The organism is Pseudomonas umsongensis (genome assembly GCF_012647205.1).
GTDB lineage: Bacteria > Pseudomonadota > Gammaproteobacteria > Pseudomonadales > Pseudomonadaceae > Aquipseudomonas > Aquipseudomonas umsongensis.
This window is the reverse complement of sequence record NZ_CP051487.1, coordinates 3,744,384-3,765,371: the sequence shown is the minus strand read 5'-3', so window position 1 is coordinate 3,765,371 and position 20,988 is coordinate 3,744,384. Positions and strand designations below refer to the sequence as shown.

The 20,988-nt window shown below is 60.3% G+C and carries 12 protein-coding genes, 3 tRNA genes and 1 pseudogene; 7 read left to right on the top strand and 9 right to left on the bottom strand.

Going from position 1 to position 20,988, the window contains the following annotated elements; all coding sequences use genetic code 11:
- Positions 1-14: 14 nt before the first annotated feature.
- From HGP31_RS16975 to HGP31_RS16950, 6 genes are all read right to left on the bottom strand, one after another.
- Positions 15-1,037: an ABC transporter permease gene (locus HGP31_RS16975; protein ID WP_020795420.1), complete on the bottom strand. Its 1,023-nt coding sequence runs from the start codon at positions 1,035-1,037 to the stop codon at positions 15-17.
- Positions 1,037-2,095 carry a microcin C ABC transporter permease YejB gene (locus HGP31_RS16970; RefSeq protein ID WP_020795419.1) on the bottom strand — a complete coding sequence of 353 codons (1,059 nt, stop codon included), beginning with the start codon at positions 2,093-2,095 and terminating at the stop codon, positions 1,037-1,039. The genes HGP31_RS16975 and HGP31_RS16970 overlap by 1 nt, the downstream gene beginning before the upstream one ends.
- Entirely contained in the window at positions 2,095-3,963 is a 1,869-nt protein-coding gene (locus tag HGP31_RS16965) for an extracellular solute-binding protein (RefSeq protein ID WP_020795418.1), read from the bottom strand. Before HGP31_RS16965 ends, HGP31_RS16970 begins: the two co-directional genes overlap by 1 nt.
- Before the next feature lie 135 nt (positions 3,964-4,098).
- Positions 4,099-4,380 (bottom strand): peptidylprolyl isomerase, encoded by a 282-nt coding sequence (locus HGP31_RS16960; RefSeq protein ID WP_007984657.1) that lies wholly within the window; start codon positions 4,378-4,380, stop codon positions 4,099-4,101.
- Positions 4,381-4,486: 106 nt separating this feature from the next.
- Positions 4,487-5,368 (bottom strand): esterase/lipase family protein, encoded by an 882-nt coding sequence (locus tag HGP31_RS16955; RefSeq protein WP_033044464.1) that lies wholly within the window; start codon positions 5,366-5,368, stop codon positions 4,487-4,489.
- Between the two features lie 1,176 nt (positions 5,369-6,544).
- Complete coding sequence (locus HGP31_RS16950; RefSeq protein ID WP_020798847.1) at positions 6,545-7,615, bottom strand: 3-deoxy-7-phosphoheptulonate synthase; 1,071 nt, start codon at positions 7,613-7,615, stop codon at positions 6,545-6,547.
- 626 nt (positions 7,616-8,241) lie between these two features.
- Between HGP31_RS16950 and HGP31_RS16945 the strand changes: the two genes are divergently transcribed.
- From HGP31_RS16945 to HGP31_RS16920, 6 genes are all read left to right on the top strand, one after another.
- The gene (locus HGP31_RS16945) at positions 8,242-8,718 is read left to right on the top strand and encodes a GNAT family N-acetyltransferase (RefSeq protein ID WP_020798848.1); all 477 of its coding nucleotides are present in this window, start codon (positions 8,242-8,244) and stop codon (positions 8,716-8,718) included.
- Positions 8,719-8,846: 128 nt separating this feature from the next.
- Complete coding sequence (gacA, locus tag HGP31_RS16940) at positions 8,847-9,488, top strand: response regulator transcription factor GacA (protein WP_008015884.1); 642 nt, start codon at positions 8,847-8,849, stop codon at positions 9,486-9,488.
- Between the two features lie 2 nt (positions 9,489-9,490).
- Positions 9,491-11,314 (top strand): excinuclease ABC subunit UvrC, encoded by a 1,824-nt coding sequence (uvrC, locus tag HGP31_RS16935; RefSeq protein ID WP_020798849.1) that lies wholly within the window; start codon positions 9,491-9,493, stop codon positions 11,312-11,314.
- Between the two features lie 32 nt (positions 11,315-11,346).
- On the top strand, positions 11,347-11,907 hold the full coding sequence (gene pgsA / locus HGP31_RS16930) for a CDP-diacylglycerol--glycerol-3-phosphate 3-phosphatidyltransferase (RefSeq protein WP_020798850.1): 561 nt from the start codon (positions 11,347-11,349) through the stop codon (positions 11,905-11,907).
- A 63-nt stretch (positions 11,908-11,970) separates the two neighbouring features.
- Positions 11,971-12,046: transfer RNA gene (locus tag HGP31_RS16925), tRNA-Gly, on the top strand.
- 45 nt (positions 12,047-12,091) lie between these two features.
- Positions 12,092-12,165: transfer RNA gene (locus tag HGP31_RS16920), tRNA-Cys, on the top strand.
- Positions 12,166-12,356: 191 nt separating this feature from the next.
- On the opposite strand, the gene acnB is transcribed toward HGP31_RS16920, so the two are convergent.
- Together acnB and HGP31_RS16910 are read right to left on the bottom strand one after the other, a co-directional pair.
- Complete coding sequence (gene acnB, locus HGP31_RS16915; RefSeq protein ID WP_168758259.1) at positions 12,357-14,957, bottom strand: bifunctional aconitate hydratase 2/2-methylisocitrate dehydratase; 2,601 nt, start codon at positions 14,955-14,957, stop codon at positions 12,357-12,359.
- Between the two features lie 454 nt (positions 14,958-15,411).
- The gene (locus tag HGP31_RS16910; RefSeq protein WP_168758258.1) at positions 15,412-19,551 is read right to left on the bottom strand and encodes a CheR family methyltransferase; all 4,140 of its coding nucleotides are present in this window, start codon (positions 19,549-19,551) and stop codon (positions 15,412-15,414) included.
- 414 nt (positions 19,552-19,965) lie between these two features.
- Here HGP31_RS16910 and HGP31_RS16905 point away from each other — a divergent pair.
- Positions 19,966-20,052, top strand: a tRNA-Leu gene (locus tag HGP31_RS16905).
- Positions 20,053-20,112: 60 nt separating this feature from the next.
- Here HGP31_RS16905 and HGP31_RS30555 read toward each other — a convergent pair.
- Positions 20,113-20,919 (bottom strand): annotated as a pseudogene (locus HGP31_RS30555) (tyrosine-type recombinase/integrase); the annotation flags it as partial.
- Positions 20,920-20,988: the final 69 nt, after the last annotated feature.

Genomic DNA, 20,988 nt, shown 5'->3' with positions numbered 1-20,988 from the left:
GTCAACAGTCCGCTTCACGAACGAGGGTCAAAGGCGTCGCGCAAGGCTTCGCCGATGAACACCAGTAGAGAAAGAATCAACGCCAGGGTGAAAAACGCCGTCAGCCCCAGCCACGGTGCCTGCAGGTTCTGTTTGCCCTGACCGATGAGCTCGCCCAGGGAGGCGCTGCCGGCCGGCATGCCGAAACCGAGGAAATCCAGCGCGGTGAGGGTCGAGATGGCCCCGGTCAGGATGAACGGCAGGTAGCTCAAGGTCGCGTTCATGGCGTTGGGCAAAATGTGTCGCACGATCACCTTGCGGTCACTCAAGCCCAGGGCTCGGGCGGCCTTGACGTATTCCAGGTTGCGCCCGCGCAGGAATTCGGCACGCACCACGTCCACCAGGGCCAGCCAGGAAAACAGCGCCATGATTCCCAGCAACCACCAGAAATTTGGCTCGACGAACCCCGAGAGGATGATCAGCAGGTACAGCACCGGCAGCCCTGACCAGACCTCCAGCAGCCGCTGGCCGAGCAAGTCGACCCAGCCACCGTAATAGCCTTGCAGGGCACCTGCGGCAATGCCGATCAGCGCGCTGACGAAGGTCAGCATCAAGGCGAACAGGATCGATACCCGCGCGCCGAAAATCACCCGCGCCAACACGTCCCGCGCCTGATCGTCAGTGCCCAGCCAATTGACCCCTGAAGGCGGGCTCGGGGCCGGTTTGTTCAGGTCGTAGTTGGGCGTGTCGTCGCTGAAGGGGATCGGCGGAAACAGCAACCAGCCACCGTCCTTCTTGATCAGGTCCTGAACATATTCGCTGCGGTAATCGGCCTGGAACGGCAGTTGTCCGCCGAATTGCTGCTCGGTATAGCGCTTGAACACCGGGAAATACAACGAACCCTGGTAGCTGACGACCAGCGGTTTGTCATTGGCGATCAGCTCGCCACCCAGGGTCAGCAGGAACAGCCCGACGAACAACCACAGCGACCACCAGCCGCGGCGGTTTTTCTTGAAACGCTCGAAGCGGCGTCGGCCTAATGGCGAAAGCTGCAGCATCAGGCGTTCCTCGCAGCGAAGTCGATCCGTGGATCGACCAGGGTGTAGCACAGGTCACCGACGAGTTTTATCAGCAGGCCGAACAGCGTGAAGATGAACAGTGAACCGAACACTACCGGGTAGTCCCGTGACACGGCCGCCTCGTAGCTCATGCGCCCCAGGCCGTCGAGGGAGAAGATCACTTCGATCAACAGGGAGCCGGCAAAAAACACGCTGATGAAGGCCTGGGGAATTCCCGATACCACCAGCAGCATGGCGTTGCGGAACACGTGACCGTACAGCACTCGGCGTTCGCTCAAACCTTTGGCGCGGGCGGTGACCACGTACTGGCGGGTGATTTCGTTGAGGAACGAGTTCTTCGTCAGGATGGTGAGGGTCGCGAAACCGCCGATCACCAATGCGGTCACCGGCAGTACCAGGTGCCAGAAGTAATCGACGACCTTGCCCAGGGTCGACAGCGATTCGAAATTGTCCGAGACCAACCCGCGTACCGGGAACCAGTTCAACGAGGTGCCACCGGCGAACACCACGATCAGGAACATGGCGAACAGGAAGGCCGGCATGGCATAGCCGATGATGATCGCGGTACTGCTCCAGACATCGAAATGACTGCCGTGGTGCACGGCCTTGCGAATCCCCAGGGGAATCGACACCAGGTAGGTGATCAACGTCGCCCAGAGCCCGAGGGAGATGGTGACCGGCATTTTTTCCAGGATCAGGTCAGTGACGGTGGCACCGCGAAAGAAGCTCTTGCCGAAATCCAGGCGCGCGTAACTGGTGAGCATCAGCCACAGGCGTTGCGGTGCCGGTTTGTCGAAACCGTATTGTTTTTCGATGTCCTTGATCAGCTGCGGGTCGAGACCGCGGCTGGCCCGGGAATGGCCCATGGTTTCGCTCGAACCACCACCGACACTGGCTCCGCCGATGCCCTGCAAATGCGCAATGGCCTGTTCCACAGGGCCACCTGGCGCGGCCTGGACGATGACGAAGTTGACCAGGAGAATGATCACCAGTGTCGGGATGATCAGCAGCAGGCGTCGCACGATATAAGCCCACATCAATGCGGTCCTCCGGGTCTGCCACGACGGATGCGCTCGGCGGTCATCTGCTGGTTGGTCAGCGGTGTGGTGCTCATTTCCCACCAGCTCTCGATGGCTTCGTCATTGCTCGCCTGCACGTTCGGTATACCGAAGCGATTCCACCACACGGTGGAGCTGCCCGGCGGGTAATAATTGGGAATCCAGTAATAGTTCCATTGCAGCACCCGGTCGAGCGCATGGGCATAGTGCAACATGTCGGCCTTGGTGCTGGCGCGTAGCAGGCCGTTGATCAGCGTATCCACCGCCGGGTTCTGCAAGGCCATGTAGTTGTTGGCGCCGGGATCAAGGGCCGACGCCGAGCCGAAGTAGTTGAGCAGTTCGCCGCCGGGAGAGGTGGTGACCGGATAGCCGGTGACAATCATGTCGTAGTCACGGCTCATCAGGCGGTTGACGTACTGGGACGAATCGATGCGGCGGATGTTCATGTCGATGCCGATCTGTTTCAGGGTGCGCTTGTAGGGCAGGAGCAAACGGTCCATGCCGTTCTGGCTGACCAGGAAGGTGAAACTCAGTGGCTCGCCGTCGGCGTTCACCAGTTGATCACCCTGGGGTTTCCACCCGGCCTGTTCGAGCAGGCCCAGGGCTTGCAATTGCTTGTCGCGAATCACGCCGCTGCCATCGGTTTTCGGTGGTTCGAACACTTGGCTGAAGACTTCATCGGGGATCTGTCCGCGCAAGGGTTCCAGAATCGCCAGCTCACCGGCATCAGGCAGCTGCCGGGCCGCCAGTTCGGTATTGGAAAAGTAGCTCTTCTGGCGGATGTACAGGTTGCGCATCATCTGCCGGTTGCTCCATTCGAAGTCCCAGAGCATCGCCAGTGCCTGGCGCACCCGGCGGTCCTGGAACATCGGCTTTTGCAGATTGAACACGAAACCCTGGGCCGATTGCGGCGCTTCGGTGGCCAGGTGGGCCTTTTGCAGGCGACCGTCGCTCAGGGCCGGGCTGTCGTAGCCGATGGAGTAGCCGGTGGCGGAAAACTCGCGGTTGTAGTCGTAGGCGCCGCCGCGCAATACCTGGCGCGCGACATCGGTATCGCCGAAGTACTCGATGCTGAAGCGATCGAAATTGTACAGCCCACGGCTGACCGGCAAATCCTTGCCCCACCAGTCGGGGTTGCGCTCGAAGGTGATGCTGCGCCCCGAATCGACCTTGCCGACCTTGTACGGTCCGCTGCCCAATGGCGGCTCGTAACCGCCGCCATTGGCAAAGTCACGGTTCTTCCACCAGTGCTCGGGAAACACCGGCAAGGTGGCGATGTCCAGCGGCAGGGTGCGGTTTTCGTTGTTCTTGAAATCGAAGCGCACGGTCAATGGCGACTCGACTTCCACGCCCTTGACGTCGGCGAACTGCGTGCGATAGCGCAGGCTGCCCTGGGTCATCAGCAGATCGAAGGTGTAGCGCACGTCCTGGGCGGTGATTGGCGTGCCATCGGCAAACTGCGCCTTGGGGTTGAGGTAGAAGCGCAGGGACAGGCCATCGTCGGAGCGCTCCATCTGCTGCGCCACCAGACCGTACACCGTGTAAGGCTCATCCAGCGAGCGCTGCGCCAGGGGAGAGTAGAGCAGGCCATCGATCTGCGTCACGCCGATGCCCTTGTCTATATAAGGCAGGACGTGATCGAAATGCCCGATCTCGATCGCGGAACGGCGCATCGTCCCGCCCTTGGGGGCTTGCGGGTTGGTGTAGGCAAAATGACTGAAGCCGGCAGGGTACTTGGCGGGTTCGCCATATACGGTCAACGCATGTTGAGGTGCGGCATTCACACCGGCGGCGCCCAAGAGCAGGGCCACGGCAGTGAACAATAAAGTCGGGAAAGCCAGTCGCATTGTCAGCCTTAGAGCCGGGTGGTCGTTAACCACAATTTGTACGCTAGCGGCGCGTCCCTCGCCAGCCGAATTACGTATCTGAAACACGACGGCCCACCAGAAGGCGGGCCGTTGCACAGCCAATCCAGGGTGTTATCAGTCCTGGCGGCTGGTCACTTCCAGCAGGTGATAGCCGAACTGGGTCTTGACCGGGCCTTGCACCACGTTGATCGGTGCGCTGAAGACCACGGTGTCGAATTCCTTGACCATCTGGCCTGGACCGAACGAGCCCAGGTCGCCGCCCTGGCGGCTGGAAGGGCACGTGGAATTGGCTTTGGCGACTTCAGCGAAGTCTGCGCCCGCCTCGATTTGGGCCTTCAGTTCGTTGCACTTGGCTTCGCTGGCAACAAGGATGTGACGGGCAGTGGCTTTGGCCATGGGAAAACTCTCCATTCAATGTACGGTAAAATGCTGAGCCTACCGGATTCAGTGGGGTATTTCTCCTCAAAGTTCCGTTGCCAGCGCTCTGGATGGCAGGTTTGGTTTAAAGTCCGGCTTTTTCCAGGCGCTCGGCGTGCTGTACGTAAAGATCGATCGGGTCGATGCGCCTTTCATTATGACCACCGGCCTGGTGAAGGGTGCCCAGATGGTCCAGCGGATAGTCGGAGCGGATGATGGTGCCCAGGTGCGAGCTGTAGCGCCCGACCATGCCATCGTTCTGCAAGGGCTCGGTGGTGAAATAACGTGACAGCGCCCGCAGCAGGCCGTGGGACGGGTCCAGTGTTTCCAGTTCGGCATCCCGCCGCTTTCCCTGCACGACGCCACTCCAGGAATAGTAGCGGACACCATTGACCTGTTCGCGGCCCTTGCCGCCCCAAGACGGCGGCAAGCCTTGCGGGTACTTCCGGTTGAATGCGCCCACGCCCTGCGTGGTCAAGGCATCCAGCGCGGCGATGGCATTTTGCGGCAGCCGGCGCTTGCCGCTGAGCAACGACATGAGGTCGGCGAACAAGGTGACAACGATTTCGGCTACCGTTTCCGGCAAGTGGCCTGGCGTCAATGCCTTGCGCAGCAAATCGGCCAGTTCGGACCCATGGTTCGGTCCACTGACGGACGTTACCGAGGCCACCTGGCCTGGCGCTGTCGCGGCGGCATAGCGGGCGGCCAACGCGCCTTGGCTGTGACCGATCAGATTGACCTTGTGGGCGCCGGTGCCCTCCAGTACCCGATGGATCTGCGCCAGAAGCTGTTCGCCGCGAACTTCGTTGCTGTGGGTGGCGGACACAAACGGGACGAACACACTTGCCCCGGCGTTCCGCAGGGCCTGCTTGACATCGTGGAAGAGGTCCACGCTGGCAATTCGCTCAAAGCCGAAAAGCCCGTGCACCAACAGGATTGGATAATGAGTCTTTGCATTCCGTTGCATGTTCATTCCTTTTTCCAGGGTTCGAGAAAGTGATTTCCGACCTCACTTTAAAGACTCCAATGCCGGCGCGATGCATGAAATAGCCGCGGTGGCCTGGGGAAAACGGCATAGGCACGGTACGAATGCGCGGAGGTGGAGGTGGCTTCCTGGACTGCCCTGTGGCGCATTGATACCTCGACTGTAGGAGCGAGCATGCTCGCGAAAAACCCGAGAGCACCGCGGGGTGTCAGGCTCCCCGCGTCATCGTTGACCTCCATCGTCGGAACGCCGCCCGGAGCGTGCTCGCTCCTAAAGGAGTTAACGGGGTGCCTGCGAGCAACAGCAAAGCGAGGCGGCCTTAAAGCCGACCTGATTTTTACGGGTGTACCTGGATCCCCTGCTCGCGAAGGCGGCAGCACATTGATCGTTTGATCGTTCCCACGCTCTGCGTGGGAATGCCGCCAGGGACGCTCTGCGTTCCACCGACGACGCGTTAATTGAGCCGTGCGCAACGATGATGCGCGGCGTCTCTCCGGCATGGCCATCGTGGTTAATGGGGCGCTCGCGATCAACAGCAAAGCGAGGCGGCCTTAAAGCCGACCCGACTGTTACGGGTGAACCTGAATCCCCTGTCGCTGATCGTTCCCTCGCTCTGCGTGGGAATGCCGCCAGGGACGCTCCGCGTTCCGCTGACAACGCGTTAATTGAGCCGTGCGCGACGGTGATGCGGGGCGTCACAAGACGCCCTGTGTGAAATTGGTTGTCGGGGTACATATCCATTGCTGCGGTTACGGCCACTTATGGTTTCGCTTTTACAGCGACTCCCTTTTTCAAACGCCAAAAAGGAAGCAAAAGGCTTTGCCCCACCACTCGGTGCCTCGCTAAGGCTCGGCATGCCCTCTCTCCGGCATTGCTCCGTGGGTCGCCGCGATGGGCCGTCCCTGGCCCAGCGCGGCTAAACCGGCGTCCTGCCGGTTTCCCCACTGCGCAATGCCTGCGTTCGGCCATCGTGGTTAATGGGGCGCCCGCGATCAAAAGCAAAGCGAGGCGGCCTTATAGCCGACCTGACTTTTTCGGGCGCACCTGGATCCCCTGTAGGAGCCAGCCTGCTGGCGATGGACGTCAACGATAACGCGCACTGTCTGGATGAGCGCGTCGCCCGGAAGTCCATCGCGAGCATGCTCGCTCCTACAGGCGTTATCCCTGTGCCCGCAGCCGCTGCGCCGCCTGGCGCAACAGCTGTTCTGTCGCGCTCCAGCCCAGGCAGCCGTCGGTGACCGAAACACCGTACTTCAGCGACGGCCCCAGCGGTTGGCAGCCCTCGAACAAATGACTTTCGATCATCATGCCGATCAGCGAGCGATCACCCTGCAGGCGTTGTTCCAGTACATCGTTGAACACGGCAGGTTGGCGCAGTGGGTCTTTACTGCTGTTGGCGTGGCTGCAGTCGACCATGACCCGGGCCGGGATCTTCAGGCGGGTCAAGTCGGCGTGCACGCGGGCGATGCTGGCGCGATCGTAGTTCGGGCCGTGATGACCGCCGCGCAGCACCAGGTGGGTGTCTGCATTGCCCGGAGTCTGGATGATCGCGGGATGACCCTGGCTGTCGACACCGAAATGGCGATGTGGATGGGCGGCCGAGCGCATGGCGTCACAGGCCACGCCGACACCGCCGTCGGTGCCGTTCTTGAAGCCTACCGGCATGCCCAGGCCGCTGGCCATCTCCCGATGGATCTGCGATTCGGTGGTGCGAGCGCCAATGGCCACCCAGCTCAGCAGGTCATCGAAGTAGCCGGCGGCCATCGGTTGCAACAGTTCAGTGGCCACCGGCAAGCCGAGCATGAGCATTTCACGCATCAGTTCGCGGGACAGGGTCAGACCGCCGGCCATGTCATCGCTGCCATCGAGGTGCGGGTCGTAGGCCAGGCCTTTCCAGCCGACCGTGGTGCGAGGTTTTTCGACGTAGGCGCGCATCACCAGGAGCATTTGGTCGCTGACGTCGGCGGCCAGGCGGGCCAGGTTCTCGGCATATTCGAGCGCTGATTTCGGGTCGTGGATCGAGCAGGGGCCCACGATGACCAACAGGCGCGAGTCTTTCCCGTCGAGGATCGCGCGAACCGCCTGGCGGTGAGCGGCGACTTGGAGGGCGAGGGTGTTGCTCAGTGGCAATTGCTGTTTGAGTTGCAACGAGCTTGGCAGGCGCAGGGTCAGCGCTTCGTTGGCAGGGTTGAGGGTCGACAGTGGCAGAGCAGAGACGGACGAGTTCATGTTCAGGCTTCCTGGGCGGCGGCGGGTTGTTCCCGCGCGCTCGGCCCTACTGGGGTGTTCGACAATTGGCCGGATTGGCTGCGTGTGTGTGCTTGCCACCTGTGGGTGACCGATCGGAGGCGGCAGGCTGTCCCGAGCGGAGGGTGGTAAATCGCCAGGCGCTAAAACTGTCGTGACGGTAATAAGTGGCGTAGTTCATTTCGTGAATCCTCTTGATGGCGGTGTGTCGCTAAATAAGTGGCGGGCCCAAAAAACAAAACCCCCGGTCGGGAGGCCGACCGGGGGTTGAAAATTCTCTGGTGGCGACCCGTTTGAAGTGGGCGCCGTGTGGGTATCAGGCGCGCCAGTGGCTAAACCAATACCCAAAATAAAAGCTTGCCGGAGCGCACGCGTCGTTCACCCGGGCAGACGCAACCGAGCGCGGGGCGCTGGCGGTACGAAGCGGTGGGTGGGCATTGAACATGGTCGATCTCCGATGAGTGCACCGAGCTTACTAGAGGCCGGTGCGAGGTTTCAATCAGAAAATGCTATCGATCATCAAAGGCGATTTCTATCGCTTGAGTGCCCGTGCGCTTGTGGCACACACTCCCTGTTTTTGAAAACAACCCACCCTCCCAGGATCGAGCATGACGCCATTACCTGATGTTCGCCGCGGCTTGCCGGATCTCGACTGGCGCCGGGCAATGGACTGCGACCTCGATTTCGCCCGGGACCTGACGTGCGTCAACATGCTGCGCTATTACATCCAGCACGATCTGGTGTGGCTGGACGAAGCGTTCGATGTCGCCTGGGCCGGGCGTGACAATCGGGTAATGGTGCACGGCGAACGTCAATTGGGGTTCGTCAGTCTCAGTCGGGATGCCAGGGCGCTTTACATCCGCGAACTGCATGTTGGCCAGGCGTTTCGAGGGCAGGGGGTCGGTTCCTGGGTAATCGATCAAGTAGTGGCACTGGCGTGCCGGGAGGGGCGCCAGTGCTTGCGCCTGACCGTTTTTGAAAATAATCCGGCGCGGGCCTTATACGAACGCAAGGGCTTTAAGGTGGTGGGCAAAGACGAGTGTTTCCTGCGCATGGAGCGTGAAGTCTGCTTTGCGACATGCTGAAACACGCTGCCGACAAGCCCTGCAAGACGAATGGAAACTTTTTATATAGCGCTTGGCGCTAGGTCTGCCAGTTGCTTTTTGCTAAGGTGGCGGGCATTCCAAATAAGATCATATCGCGAGGTGTCTGCTTGATTAGGGTGCTAGTAGTCGATGACCATGATCTCGTTCGCACAGGCATTACGCGAATGCTGGCTGACATCGATGGCCTGCAAGTAGTCGGCCAGGCAGAGTCCGGGGAAGAGTCCCTGCTCAAGGCGCGTGAGTTGAAACCCGATGTGGTCTTGATGGACGTCAAGATGCCGGGCATCGGCGGTCTTGAAGCCACTCGCAAATTGTTGCGCAGCCATCCCGACATCAAGGTCGTTGCGGTGACCGTGTGCGAGGAAGACCCGTTTCCCACGCGGCTGTTGCAAGCCGGGGCGGCGGGCTACCTGACCAAGGGCGCCGGGCTGCCGGAAATGGTCCAGGCCATCCGCCTGGTGTTTGCCGGGCAGCGCTACATCAGCCCGCAAATTGCCCAGCAACTGGCGATCAAGTCTTTCCAGCCGACCAACGACTCGCCCTTTGATGCCCTGTCGGAGCGGGAAATCCAGATCGCCTTGATGATCGTCGGCTGCCAGAAAGTCCAGATCATTTCCGACAAGTTGTGCCTGTCCCCGAAAACCGTGAACACCTACCGATACCGCATTTTCGAAAAGCTTTCGATCAGCAGCGATGTCGAGTTGACGCTGTTGGCGGTGCGACACGGCATGGTTGATGCCAGCCTCTGAAAATGACTGAAACCTTCGATCCAAGCGCGTTCCTGTCAACGGTCAGCGGGCGCCCCGGTGTCTATCGCATGTTCGACAGCGATGCGCGCCTGCTCTATGTCGGCAAGGCCAAGAACCTCAAGAATCGCTTGTCGAGCTACTTTCGCAAAACCGGCCTGGCGCCCAAGACCGCTGCGCTGGTTGCGCGTATCGCCCAGGTCGAAACGACTATCACGGCCAATGAAACCGAGGCCTTGCTGCTCGAGCAGACGCTGATCAAGGAGTGGCGTCCGCCGTACAACATCCTGCTGCGCGACGACAAATCCTACCCTTATGTCTTTCTCTCCGATGGCCAGTTTCCGCGCTTGAGCATCCACCGCGGGGCGAAGAAGGCCAAGGGCAAATATTTTGGCCCCTATCCGAGCGCCGGTGCGATTCGCGAAAGCCTGAGCCTGTTGCAAAAGACCTTTTTCGTTCGCCAGTGCGAAGACAGCTATTACAAGAACCGCACGCGGCCTTGTCTGCAATACCAGATCAAGCGCTGCAAGGCGCCTTGTGTCGGCCTGGTCGACCCACAGGTATATGCCGAAGACGTGCGACATTCGGTGATGTTCCTCGAAGGTCGCAGCAATGCGTTGAGCGACGAGTTGTCCGCGGCCATGGAAGAGGCGGCGATCAACCTCGAGTTCGAACGTGCCGCCGAACTGCGCGACCAGATTTCGCTGCTGCGCCGGGTCCAGGATCAACAAAGCATGGAAGGCGGTACGGGCGACGTCGATGTCATCGCCGCGTTCGTCAACCCGGGCGGCGCCTGTGTTCACCTGATCAGCGTGCGCGGCGGGCGAGTACTGGGCAGCAAGAACTTCTTCCCGCAGGTGGGCATTGAAGAAGACGTGTCTGAAGTCATGGCGGCGTTTCTTGGCCAGTACTACGTCAGCAGTCCTGAACGCGACTTGCCGAGCGAGCTGATCGTCAATGTGGTCCACGAAGATTTTCCGACACTGATTGCAGCCATTGACGAGCTGCGCGGTCGCGAACTGACCATCAGCCACCGAGTGCGCGGTACGCGTGCGCGCTGGCAGCAATTGGCGGTGACCAATGCCGAGCAGGCCCTGGGCGCGCGCCTGGCCAACCGACAACACGTTGCCGCGCGGTTCGAGGCCCTGGCCGAAGTGCTCAAGCTGGACGAGCCACCCCAGCGCCTCGAGTGCTATGACATCAGTCACTCCAGCGGGGAGGCGACCGTGGCCTCGTGCGTGGTGTTCGGCCCCGAAGGCCCGATCAAGTCCGATTACCGGCGCTACAACATCGAAGGTGTCACGGCGGGCGATGACTATGCCGCCATGCACCAGGCGCTGACCCGGCGCTTCAGCAAGCTCAAGGACGGGGAGGGCAAGTTGCCGGACATCCTGCTGGTCGATGGCGGCAAGGGCCAGCTATCGATGGCCCGTGACGTGCTCGACGAGCTGGCGGTCCCCGACCTGATCCTGCTCGGCGTCGCCAAGGGTGCGACGCGCAAGGCCGGTTTCGAAACCCTGTACCTCAACGACGCCGCCCACGAATTCACCTTGCGCGGTGATTCCCCCGCGCTGCACCTGATCCAGCAGATTCGCGACGAAGCCCACCGTTTTGCGATTACCGGGCACCGTGCGCGACGCGGCAAAACCCGGCGCACCTCGACGCTTGAAGGCGTTGCAGGGGTCGGGCCGACACGCCGGCGCGATTTGCTCAAACATTTTGGTGGATTGCAGGAGCTGTCTCGTGCCAGCATCGAAGAAATCGCCAAAGCCCCCGGGATCAGTAAAAAGCTCGCAGAGTTGATTTATGCAAATCTGCACAGCGAGTAGAATGCCCCCTCACCTCGTAGCCAGTTGTGCCGATGAATATCCCTAATCTGATTACCGTTCTACGCGTCCTGCTCATACCGATCTTCATTTTACTGTTCTACCTGCCTTACCAATGGAGTTACCTGGCGTCAGCCTCGGTCTTCGCCTTCGCCGCCGCCACTGACTGGCTGGACGGATACCTGGCCCGGCGCCTGGAACAAAGCACGCCGTTCGGGGCTTTCCTCGACCCGGTGGCCGACAAGCTCATGGTCGCCGTCGCCCTGGTGTTGCTGGTCCAGGAACACGGCAACCTGTGGCTCACGCTTCCGGCCGCTGTGATCATCGGTCGCGAGATCGTGGTCTCGGCCTTGCGCGAATGGATGGCCGAGCTCGGCGCCCGTGCGCACGTGGCCGTATCGAACCTGGGCAAATGGAAAACCGCCGCGCAAATGCTGGCGCTGGTAATCCTGCTGGGCAATCCGTCGGATTTCAGCTTCTGGGTCTTGATGGGTTACGCCTTGCTGATGGTCTCCGCCGGCCTGACATTGTGGTCCATGGTTCAGTACTTGCGGGCTGCCTGGCCGCATCTGAAGACTGACGTGGAAAAGAAATAAAACTTTTTTGAATCAAGGGGTTGACGGGGCTTCTGGATTCTATAGAATGCGCCACACCAAGACGCGGGAATAGCTCAGTTGGTAGAGCACGACCTTGCCAAGGTCGGGGTCGCGAGTTCGAGTCTCGTTTCCCGCTCCAAGTTTTACGCATTTGATGTCGCGCTACTGACAGCAGATGTTTTGAGGCCGAGTAGCAAAATGGTTATGCAGCGGATTGCAAATCCGCCTACGCCGGTTCGATTCCGACCTCGGCCTCCACTATAAATAGCCCCGTAGATCAATGATCTACGGGGTTTTTTATTGCCCTCGGGAAAGTGAAAGTTTCCGCAATTTTTGGCATGTGTTCCGCAACCCATCAAAGCGGCCACAAATGAGTGTCCCAAAAGGTGCGCTCATCAGCAAAGCGCCGACAGGGTTGTCGGCGCTTTGAAGACCAAGCCTATTACGCGCTACGCTTGGACGACCGGGATATGACTGTTCACTGCCGCTTCACGGTACTCGGCGATTTGATCGAAGCTGAGGTAGCGGTAAACGTCGGCCGCCATGCTGTCGATGTTGTTCGCGTACTCCATGTACTCTTCGAAGGTTGGCAGCCTGCCCAGGATCGAGGCCACGGCGGCCAGCTCGGCCGAGGCCAGGTAGACGTTCGTGGCGTCGCCCAGTCGGTTCGGAAAGTTGCGGGTCGACGTCGAGACCACGGTCGAGCCGGTCTGCACTCGCGCCTGGTTGCCCATGCACAGCGAGCAGCCTGGCATTTCCATGCGCGCACCGGCCTTGTCGTAAATGCCGTAGTAGCCTTCCTCGGTCAGTTGGTGAGCGTCCATCTTGGTTGGCGGGGCCAGCCATAGTCGGGTAGGGAGGCTGCCCTTGACCTTTTCCAGCAGCTTGCCGGCAGCGCGGAAGTGACCGATGTTGGTCATGCAGGAGCCGATGAACACTTCGTCAATGACCTGGCCCTGAACGGTCGACAGCAGGCGAGCGTCGTCCGGGTCGTTCGGTGCGCAGAGTACCGGCTCCTTGATGTCGGCCAGGTCGATCTCGATGATCTCGGCGTATTCGGCGTCCTCGTCCGCTTCCAGCAGCTCAGGGTTGGCCAGCCAGGCTTCCATTGCTTGTGCACGACGCTCCAGGGTGCGTGCATCGCCGTAGCCTGTGCTGACCATCCAGCGCAGCAAGGTGATGTTCGAGCGCAGGTACTCGGCAATGGCCTTTTCAGGCAGCTTGATGGTGCAGCCTGCGGCGGAGCGTTCAGCCGAGGCATCGGACAGTTCGAAGGCTTGTTCGACGGTCAGTTCGTCCAGGCCTTCGATTTCCAGGATGCGTCCGGAGAAGGCGTTGATCTTGCCTTTCTTCTCGACAGTCAGCAGACCTTGCTGGATGGCGTAATAGGGGATGGCATGCACCAGGTCACGCAGGGTGATACCTGGTTGCAGCTTACCCTTGAAGCGCACCAGCACCGACTCCGGCATGTCCAGCGGCATGACGCCGGTGGCGGCGGCGAAGGCGACCAGCCCGGAACCGGCCGGGAACGAGATGCCGATCGGAAAACGGGTGTGGGAGTCGCCACCGGTGCCGACGGTATCCGGTAGCAGCATGCGGTTGAGCCAGCTGTGGATGATGCCGTCGCCAACTTTCAACGAAACGCCGCCGCGGGTGCGCATGAAGTCCGGCAGGGTGTGATGGGTTTTCACATCCACAGGCTTGGGGTACGCCGCGGTGTGGCAGAACGACTGCATCACCAGCTCAGCCGAGAAGCCCAGGCACGCCAGGTCTTTGAGCTCGTCACGGGTCATGGGGCCTGTGGTGTCCTGGGAGCCGACGGTGGTCATTTTCGGTTCGCAGTAGGTGCCCGGGCGGATGCCGGTCACGCCACACGCCTTGCCGACCATTTTCTGCGCCAAGGTGAAACCCTTGGTGCTTTGAACCGGTGCTTCAGGCGTTTTAAACAGGTCCGAAGGAGGCAGGCCCAGCTCGGCGCGGGCTTTCTCGGTCAGGCCACGTCCGATGATCAGAGGGATACGGCCGCCAGCGCGTACTTCGTCCAACAGCACCGGGGTCTTCAATTCGAAGGTGGTGATAACGTCTTGGGTGCCGTGCTTGCAGACTTTGCCGGCGTGCGGGTAGACGTCGATCACGTCGCCCATGTGCAGTTTCGAAACATCGAACTCGATCGGCAGTGCGCCGGCGTCTTCCATGGTGTTGTAGAAGATCGGGGCAATCTTGTTACCGAAGCAGAAACCACCGGCGCGTTTGTTCGGTACGTACGGGATGTCGTCGCCGAAGAACCACAGCACGGAGTTGGTCGCCGATTTTCGCGAGGAGCCGGTACCCACCACGTCACCGACGTAGGCCACCGGGAAACCCTGGGCCTTGACGGCGTCGATCTGCTTGAGCGGGCCAATGGCGCCAGGCTCTTGCGGCACGATGCCGTCACGGGCCATTTTCAGCATGGCCCGGGCGTGCAACGGGATGTCCGGGCGCGACCAGGCGTCCGGGGCAGGGGACAGGTCGTCGGTGTTGGTTTCGCCTGGCACCTTGAACACACTCAAGCTGTACTTTTCTTCGATGGCCGGGCGGGCGGTGAACCACTCGCCGTCAGCCCAGGATTGCACTACGGCTTGGGCATGCGGGTTGCCAGCCTTGGCTTTTGCAGCGACGTCATGGAAGGCGTCGAACATCAGCAGGGTGTGCTTCAGTTGTCCGGCGGCAACGGCGGCCAATTCTGCATCGTCCAGCAGTTCGACCAAGGTGGCGATGTTGTAGCCACCTTGCATGGTGCCCAGCAGTTCTACAGCGCGCTGCTTGTCGATCAGGGGGGATCTGGCTTCGGCCTTGGCGATGGCGGACAGGAAGCCTGCCTTGACATAGGCCGCTTCATCCACGCCTGGCGGCACGCGATGGGTGATCAGGTCGACGAGGACTGCCTCTTTACCCACCGGGGGATTTTTCAGCAGCTCGACCAGGCCTGCGGTTTGTTCGGCGTTCAGCGCGAGGGGCGGCAAGCCTTCCTCGGCGCGCTCTTGTACGTGACGGTCATAGGCTTGGAGCACGGCAATCTCCTGCGGGGGTAATGGCACGCGAGGTGGGGTAGTGGGACAGTCCATTCCCGGGAAAAAAGCAAAAGCAGGGATTCGGTTTTCACCGAGGGTGACCACCCGTGGCTGCACCGAAAAGAACCTGCTCCTGCAAAACTATAAAATCGTTGATTGTCGACACATTGCTATTTAGATGCGAAATCTAAAAGGATAATTCGCTTAATGCAACTATATTGTCGACACATGGTTGATTTTTGTTCGTCAGAAGACCGCGGAGCGCCTGACGGGCTCCGCTCGAGAAGGTATTGAGGATTGCGAGGCCGCTTGATAGCCGGCCTTGTAGGCGCGAAGCTTGCGCGCGATGGTCGTCAACGATGACGCTGGGCACCGGATACCTTCGGTGCTCTCAGGTTCATCGCCTTAGCCCGGGTGCCTTTGACGTACCGGGCCGATTGCTTTTTTGGGCGTTTCAAAAGCGCCGTGAATGACAGGCCTCGCCAATGATGTCGAGGAAGTCATCGTGGGACACTGGCTTGCTCACGTGGTAATTGAAACCCGATTGCCTGGCTTTTTTCTCGTCGCTGCTGGTGGCATAGCCCGTCAAGGCAATGGCCGGTGTGTGTTTCAGGTGGGAAATCTGACGGATGGCCCGGATGAACTGATGGCCATTCATGAGCGGCATGCCGATGTCCGAGATGATCACGTCGTAGCTGCTGTCCCTGGCCGCTTTCAGGGCCTTGTGCGGATCGCTGAAGGCATCGACGTGAGCATCCTCCATTTCCAGCAACGTCTGCAGGACTTCCATGACGTCCTTGGAGTCTTCCACCAGCAGCACTTTCTGGCCGATCAGTCGCCCCGACTCACCCGGCCCATGCGGTTGCTCGTTGGCGTGCTGTGGCGCCTGGCACAGTGGCAACAGGACGGTAAACCTGCATCCCCGTCCCAGGCCTGCGGAATGTACATTCACCGAACCGCCGTGGGCTTCCACCAGTTGCCGCACCAAAGACAGGCCAATGCCCAGGCCTTCGCGCTGATGGCTGGCATGCTGGTTGTCCGCCTGGCTGAAGAGATCGAACACCTTGTGCAGATTGTCCTGCTCGAGCCCCACGCCGCTGTCGATGACGTCCAGTTGCGCCATGTTCTCGACACGATGGGCGATCAGCTCGATGCGGCCATCCCTGGGCGTGAACTTCAGTGCATTGTTGAGCAGGTTCCAGATGATCTGCTCCAGGCGTGTGCTGTCGGCATCGACCACCAGGGGCGGCTCGGGAGGCTGGGGCAGCTGCAGCGTGACCTCGCACGGATGCTGGTCATTGATCACCACGGTGTAGATATCCTGGAGAATTCGTCCCAGGTCCACTGCCTGTTTTTTCAGCTTGAGCTTGCCGGTGCGTACCCGGGCGACGTCCAGCAGGTCGTCGATGATCCGCGCCTGGCTGGCGACCGCATCGCAGATGGTGTTCACGGCTTTCATCGCCGGCCCGGCGGATTTGGTCATCGGCAGGCGCCGCAGCAGTTCGGCATTGAGCTGGATGAGATTGAGCGGGTGCTTGAGTTCGTGGGACATCACCGCAAAGAACTCGTCCTTGAGGTGACTGCTGGTCTGGGTGTCGGCCAGTTGCTGGCTTTGTTGGTCGTGCATGCGCTTGTGACCGGTGAGGTCGCGGGCAATCTTCACGTAGCCCTGCAGGCTTTCCCCCTTGAGCAAGGCGACTTCGCCACTGCAATAGAAGCGGCTGCCGTCCTTGCGCAAGTGCCAGCGCTCGTCTTCGCCGCGCCCATGTTTGCGTGCCGCCGCAAGTTCGGCTTCAGGCACGCCCTCGGCGCGGTCCTCGGGAGTGAAGATCAGGTCATAGCAGGCGCCGAGCACTTCGTCCTTGGCGTAACCGAAAATCAGCTGCGCGCCGGTGTTCCAGTCGGTAATCACACCATGCTCGTCGAGAATGATGATCGCGAAGTCGTGGGTGCTTTGCGCCACCAGACGCATGCGTTCCTCACCCAGGCGCAGCTCGTCTTCGGCGGCGCGCCGCTTGCTGATGTCGATGAAGGTCAGCACCGTGCCGTCGATATGATCCTCGCTGGAACGATAGGGCAGCAATCGGGCGATGTACCAGCGTTGGTCGTTGCTGCTGACCTCGCGCTCGATCATGTTCAGCGATTCGAAGACGGTCGCCGCGTCCTCGGCCATCTGCGGGTAATCGAGGCGGTGGGTGATGTCCATCAACGAGCGCCCGGTGTCGACCGGCAGCATGCTGAAGATGTCCGTGGCCCTGGGGGTGAACCAGCGGATGCGCATGTTGCGATCGACGAACACCGTGGCGATGTCGGTGGAGGTAATCAGGTTGGAAAGGTAGTCGTTGATCTTGTCGGTTTCTTCAACCTTGGTTTTGAGCTCGTAGTTGACCGTCAGCAGTTCCTCGTTGATCGACTGCAGCTCTTCCTTGCTGGTCTCCAGCTCTTCGGTAGCTGAACGCAACTCCTCGTTGATGGCCTGCATTTCTTCGTTGGACGCCTTGAGCTCTTCGCTGGAGACCTCCGATTGCTCGATGGTCTCCTGCAAATGCAGCTTGGTACGTTGCAGCTCTTGTTCGAGATTGCTCAACATCCGGTTTTCGGTCTGGCCAGAGACGCTGGCGAGCGAGTCCTGAGGCTCGACTTCGCGCTCCTCAAAGATCACCAGGACGTATTCGTTTTCGGTCTCGTCGTCCTTGTAGGGGTGAGCGGTCAGGTCGACCAGATAGCTGCGCCGCTCACGCTCGATTCGCACTTTGCGCGAGGTCGCTGGCGTGCCGGCCTGCTGCACCTGAAACAGCGTGGTGCGGATCTCCAGTCGCAGGTCCGGATGGGCCAGCGTCAGCAAGTTGCGCGACAACTCGCCCGCCACATAACGCAGGAAGCGCCCAGCACCTTCGGTGATGTGCAGGATATTGGCATTGGCATCGACGATGATGCTCGGCGGCGCGGCCTTTTCCAGGGCGCGCAAATGGATATCGGCATAGGACGTCTTGCGTGCGGATTGAGCGACGACGGGGCTGCTGGCGATGGTCGTGCGCACGTAGCCACCGCGAGGCATGGCCGGTGCCCGTCGGGTATGGGTCAGGCCACTCTTGGCGCGGAAGATGCGGTTGCGTTTGTCCACGGGGGTGAACAGGTCCAGGCAAGCGTCAGCGGACTCGGAGGTCCCCAGGAACAGGTAGCCGCCCGGGCGCAAGGCGAAATGGAACATTTGCATGATGTCGCGTTGTACGTCGCGGTCGAGGTAAATCAGCAGGTTCCTGCAGACGATCAGGTCGATTTGCGAAAACGGCGGGTCCAGCAACAGGCTGTGCTTGGCGAACAGCACTTTCTCGCGGACTTCCTTGCGCACGCGAAAGTGCTGTTGTTCGCGGCTGAAGTACTGGCGCATGTATGACGGCGGGACGTCGGTTGCGATCGCTTCGGGATAGACGCCGTTGCGACCGAAGGCGATGGCCCGGTCATCGATATCCGTGGCGAAGACTTGCAGCTTGGCGGGGCTGTCATGCTGCGCCAGCTGTTCGGTCAACATCATCGCCAGGCTGTAGGCTTCTTCGCCCGTCGAGCAGCCTGCCGACCAGACGCGTATCTCGTCACGCTGTGGCCCCAACGATTTGAGCAGGCTCGGTACGACATCGCGCTCCAGCGCCTGGAAGGCTTCGCGGTCGCGAAAGAAATTGGTCACGCCGATCAGCATGTCGCACAGCAGTTCCCTGGTTTCTTGCGGATGAGCCTGCAGGTACTGGTAATAGGCGGCCAGATCCGGTTGCGCGGTCACTTGCAGGCGCCGCTCGATGCGGCGCAACACCGTCGCGCGCTTGTAGTGCTTGAAGTCATGGCCAGTGCCTGCCCGCAGTTGTAGCAGTATGTCCTGCAGCCGTTGTTCCGCGACGGCGGCGTCGCGCTCGCCGGGAGCCGGGCCGATACTGGCGTCAGGATCGTTGGCGTTCGGCAGGCGAATGGCTTGCGAGTTGCGCCACAACTCCAGCAGCTTTTCCGGCATTTGCACCACCGGCAGCACCAGGTCGACCATCCGGGTGTCGATGGCCGCGCGCGGCATGCCGTCGAACTCGGCATCTTCGGGTGCCTGCACCAACGTGACGCCGCCTTGCTCCTTGATTCGCGACAACCCCACCGCGCCATCAGAACCAGTGCCCGAAAGCACCAGGCAAAAGGCGCGTTCCTTGTGCACATCCGCCAGGTCCCTGAAGAACAGGTCGATGGCGATGCTCAAGCCAGGGTGCCGATCGGTCGAAGTCACCGACAGGTGTCCATCGCTCATTGCCAGGTGGTGCGCAGGCGGGATGACGTAGACGGTGTTCTTCTTGATATCAGTCGTTTCGGTCACCTGCAGCACCGGCATCGCAGTGACATCCTGAATGATCCGGTCGACGATGCTGTGGTGATCCGGTGACAAATGAAGAATCACCACGAAGGCCATGCCGCTGTCATCGGGCATGTGTTGAAAAAATGACTTCACGGCCTGAAGCCCGCCGGCGGAAGCGCCGATGCCTACCACAGGAAAGTCCAGGGTACTGGGGGTCAACTCTCTGCGCTGGGGGGCATCGGGTGCGTGCTTCGTGGAAGACGTCATACATTAAGGCCTTAAATGGCGACCGCAGCAGCCTGCCCACGCCAATTCAAACGGGTTCATGAAAGGGGTAAGGATAATGTGGGTAGCGCCGCATTGCTAAGCCAAACAGCGGCGCTGCTGGCACCAGCATAGATCAGGTTTCGGGGTTGTCTGGCATGGCAGCGAGCGGGCGCACTGGAAAGGTGGGATTGCGCTGGCTTTTGAAACATTGGGAGATAATGTCGTTTTCGTGATGCCTTGGGTGCAAGTGCGCTATCGATTCTGCGAGATGCTGTAGAAAATCACCGTAGATGCATGATTTAAGGCGCTTTTTTTTTCGCAGCCGACTGCGGGCAGTGTTCGAAAAACACCGTTGCAAACTTGCTTCACTCGGTCGGGATGTATATATTCCCCCCTCTGCTTCACCGCGCTACCGCCCGAATGGCGAAACTGGTAGACGCATGGGACTTAAAATCCCCCGCTCGTAAGGGCGTGCCGGTTCGATTCCGGCTTCGGGCACCATATATTTCAAGGGTTTGCGAGCGGAAGCTAAGCAAGCCCTTGTTCGTTTCTGGTCCGCAATTATTGGATTGGTCCGCAATTCACTTGGTTGGCGAGACTCGTCATTACGACGGTCGTATGCCCAAGTTGATCCCTAGCCTGCAAAATATCGCCGCTTGATTTGGCTTTGTCCGTACTGGCTTTGGCGCGCAAGTCGCGCATTTGGAACTCGGACTTTTCGACCCCGGCCGCTTCCCTGGCCAAGTCAAATCTCCCCTGTAGCATCGCCACCGACATTGGTGTGCCATCCTCAGAAACGATCAGCCGCGTCGAGCGGACCTTGTGTTCTGACTTCCGGGACATGATTCGATCAATCAAAACCCTTAGCTCGCCAGTGATTTCAATTCGCCGCTTTGCGTTTGTCTTGCCCTGCAGCACCCATATCTGACCTTCGCGAACGTCTCGCTCATCCAACAATCGAGTGTCGGTAACCCGCTGGCCAGTCAAATAGCTGAAGTCCATCGCATGCCGTAGGCCGGCATCCGCTTTCTCGTACACGCGCTTGAACAGTGCGTCCTCGATGTAGATGCCCCGTCCCGTCTCCTTATAGCCCTTGATTCATACGCAAGGGTTGGCGAGCGCGGTACAGCCGATATCCCGGGCGAAGTTCCAGATTGCGCTGAGCAGGGCCTTCTCCCTGTTGGCACGTACCGGCGCGGCCTTGCACCAGGTCAGGTATTGGCGGACATGCAGCGGCTGGATCGTTTCGAGCGGGGCCGGTGGGTCGTCGAAGAATGCCATCAGGTTTTTCATTTCCCTGACGTTGTCCTTTTGCGTTGCTGGTTTCTTGGTTGGCGCGACGTCGACCAGGTATTTTTCGGCGACGTACCCGGCGATCTCCTGGAGAGAGTCGCTCAATGTCGCTGCGCTTGATGACGATATAGCGTTCTTCGCGCT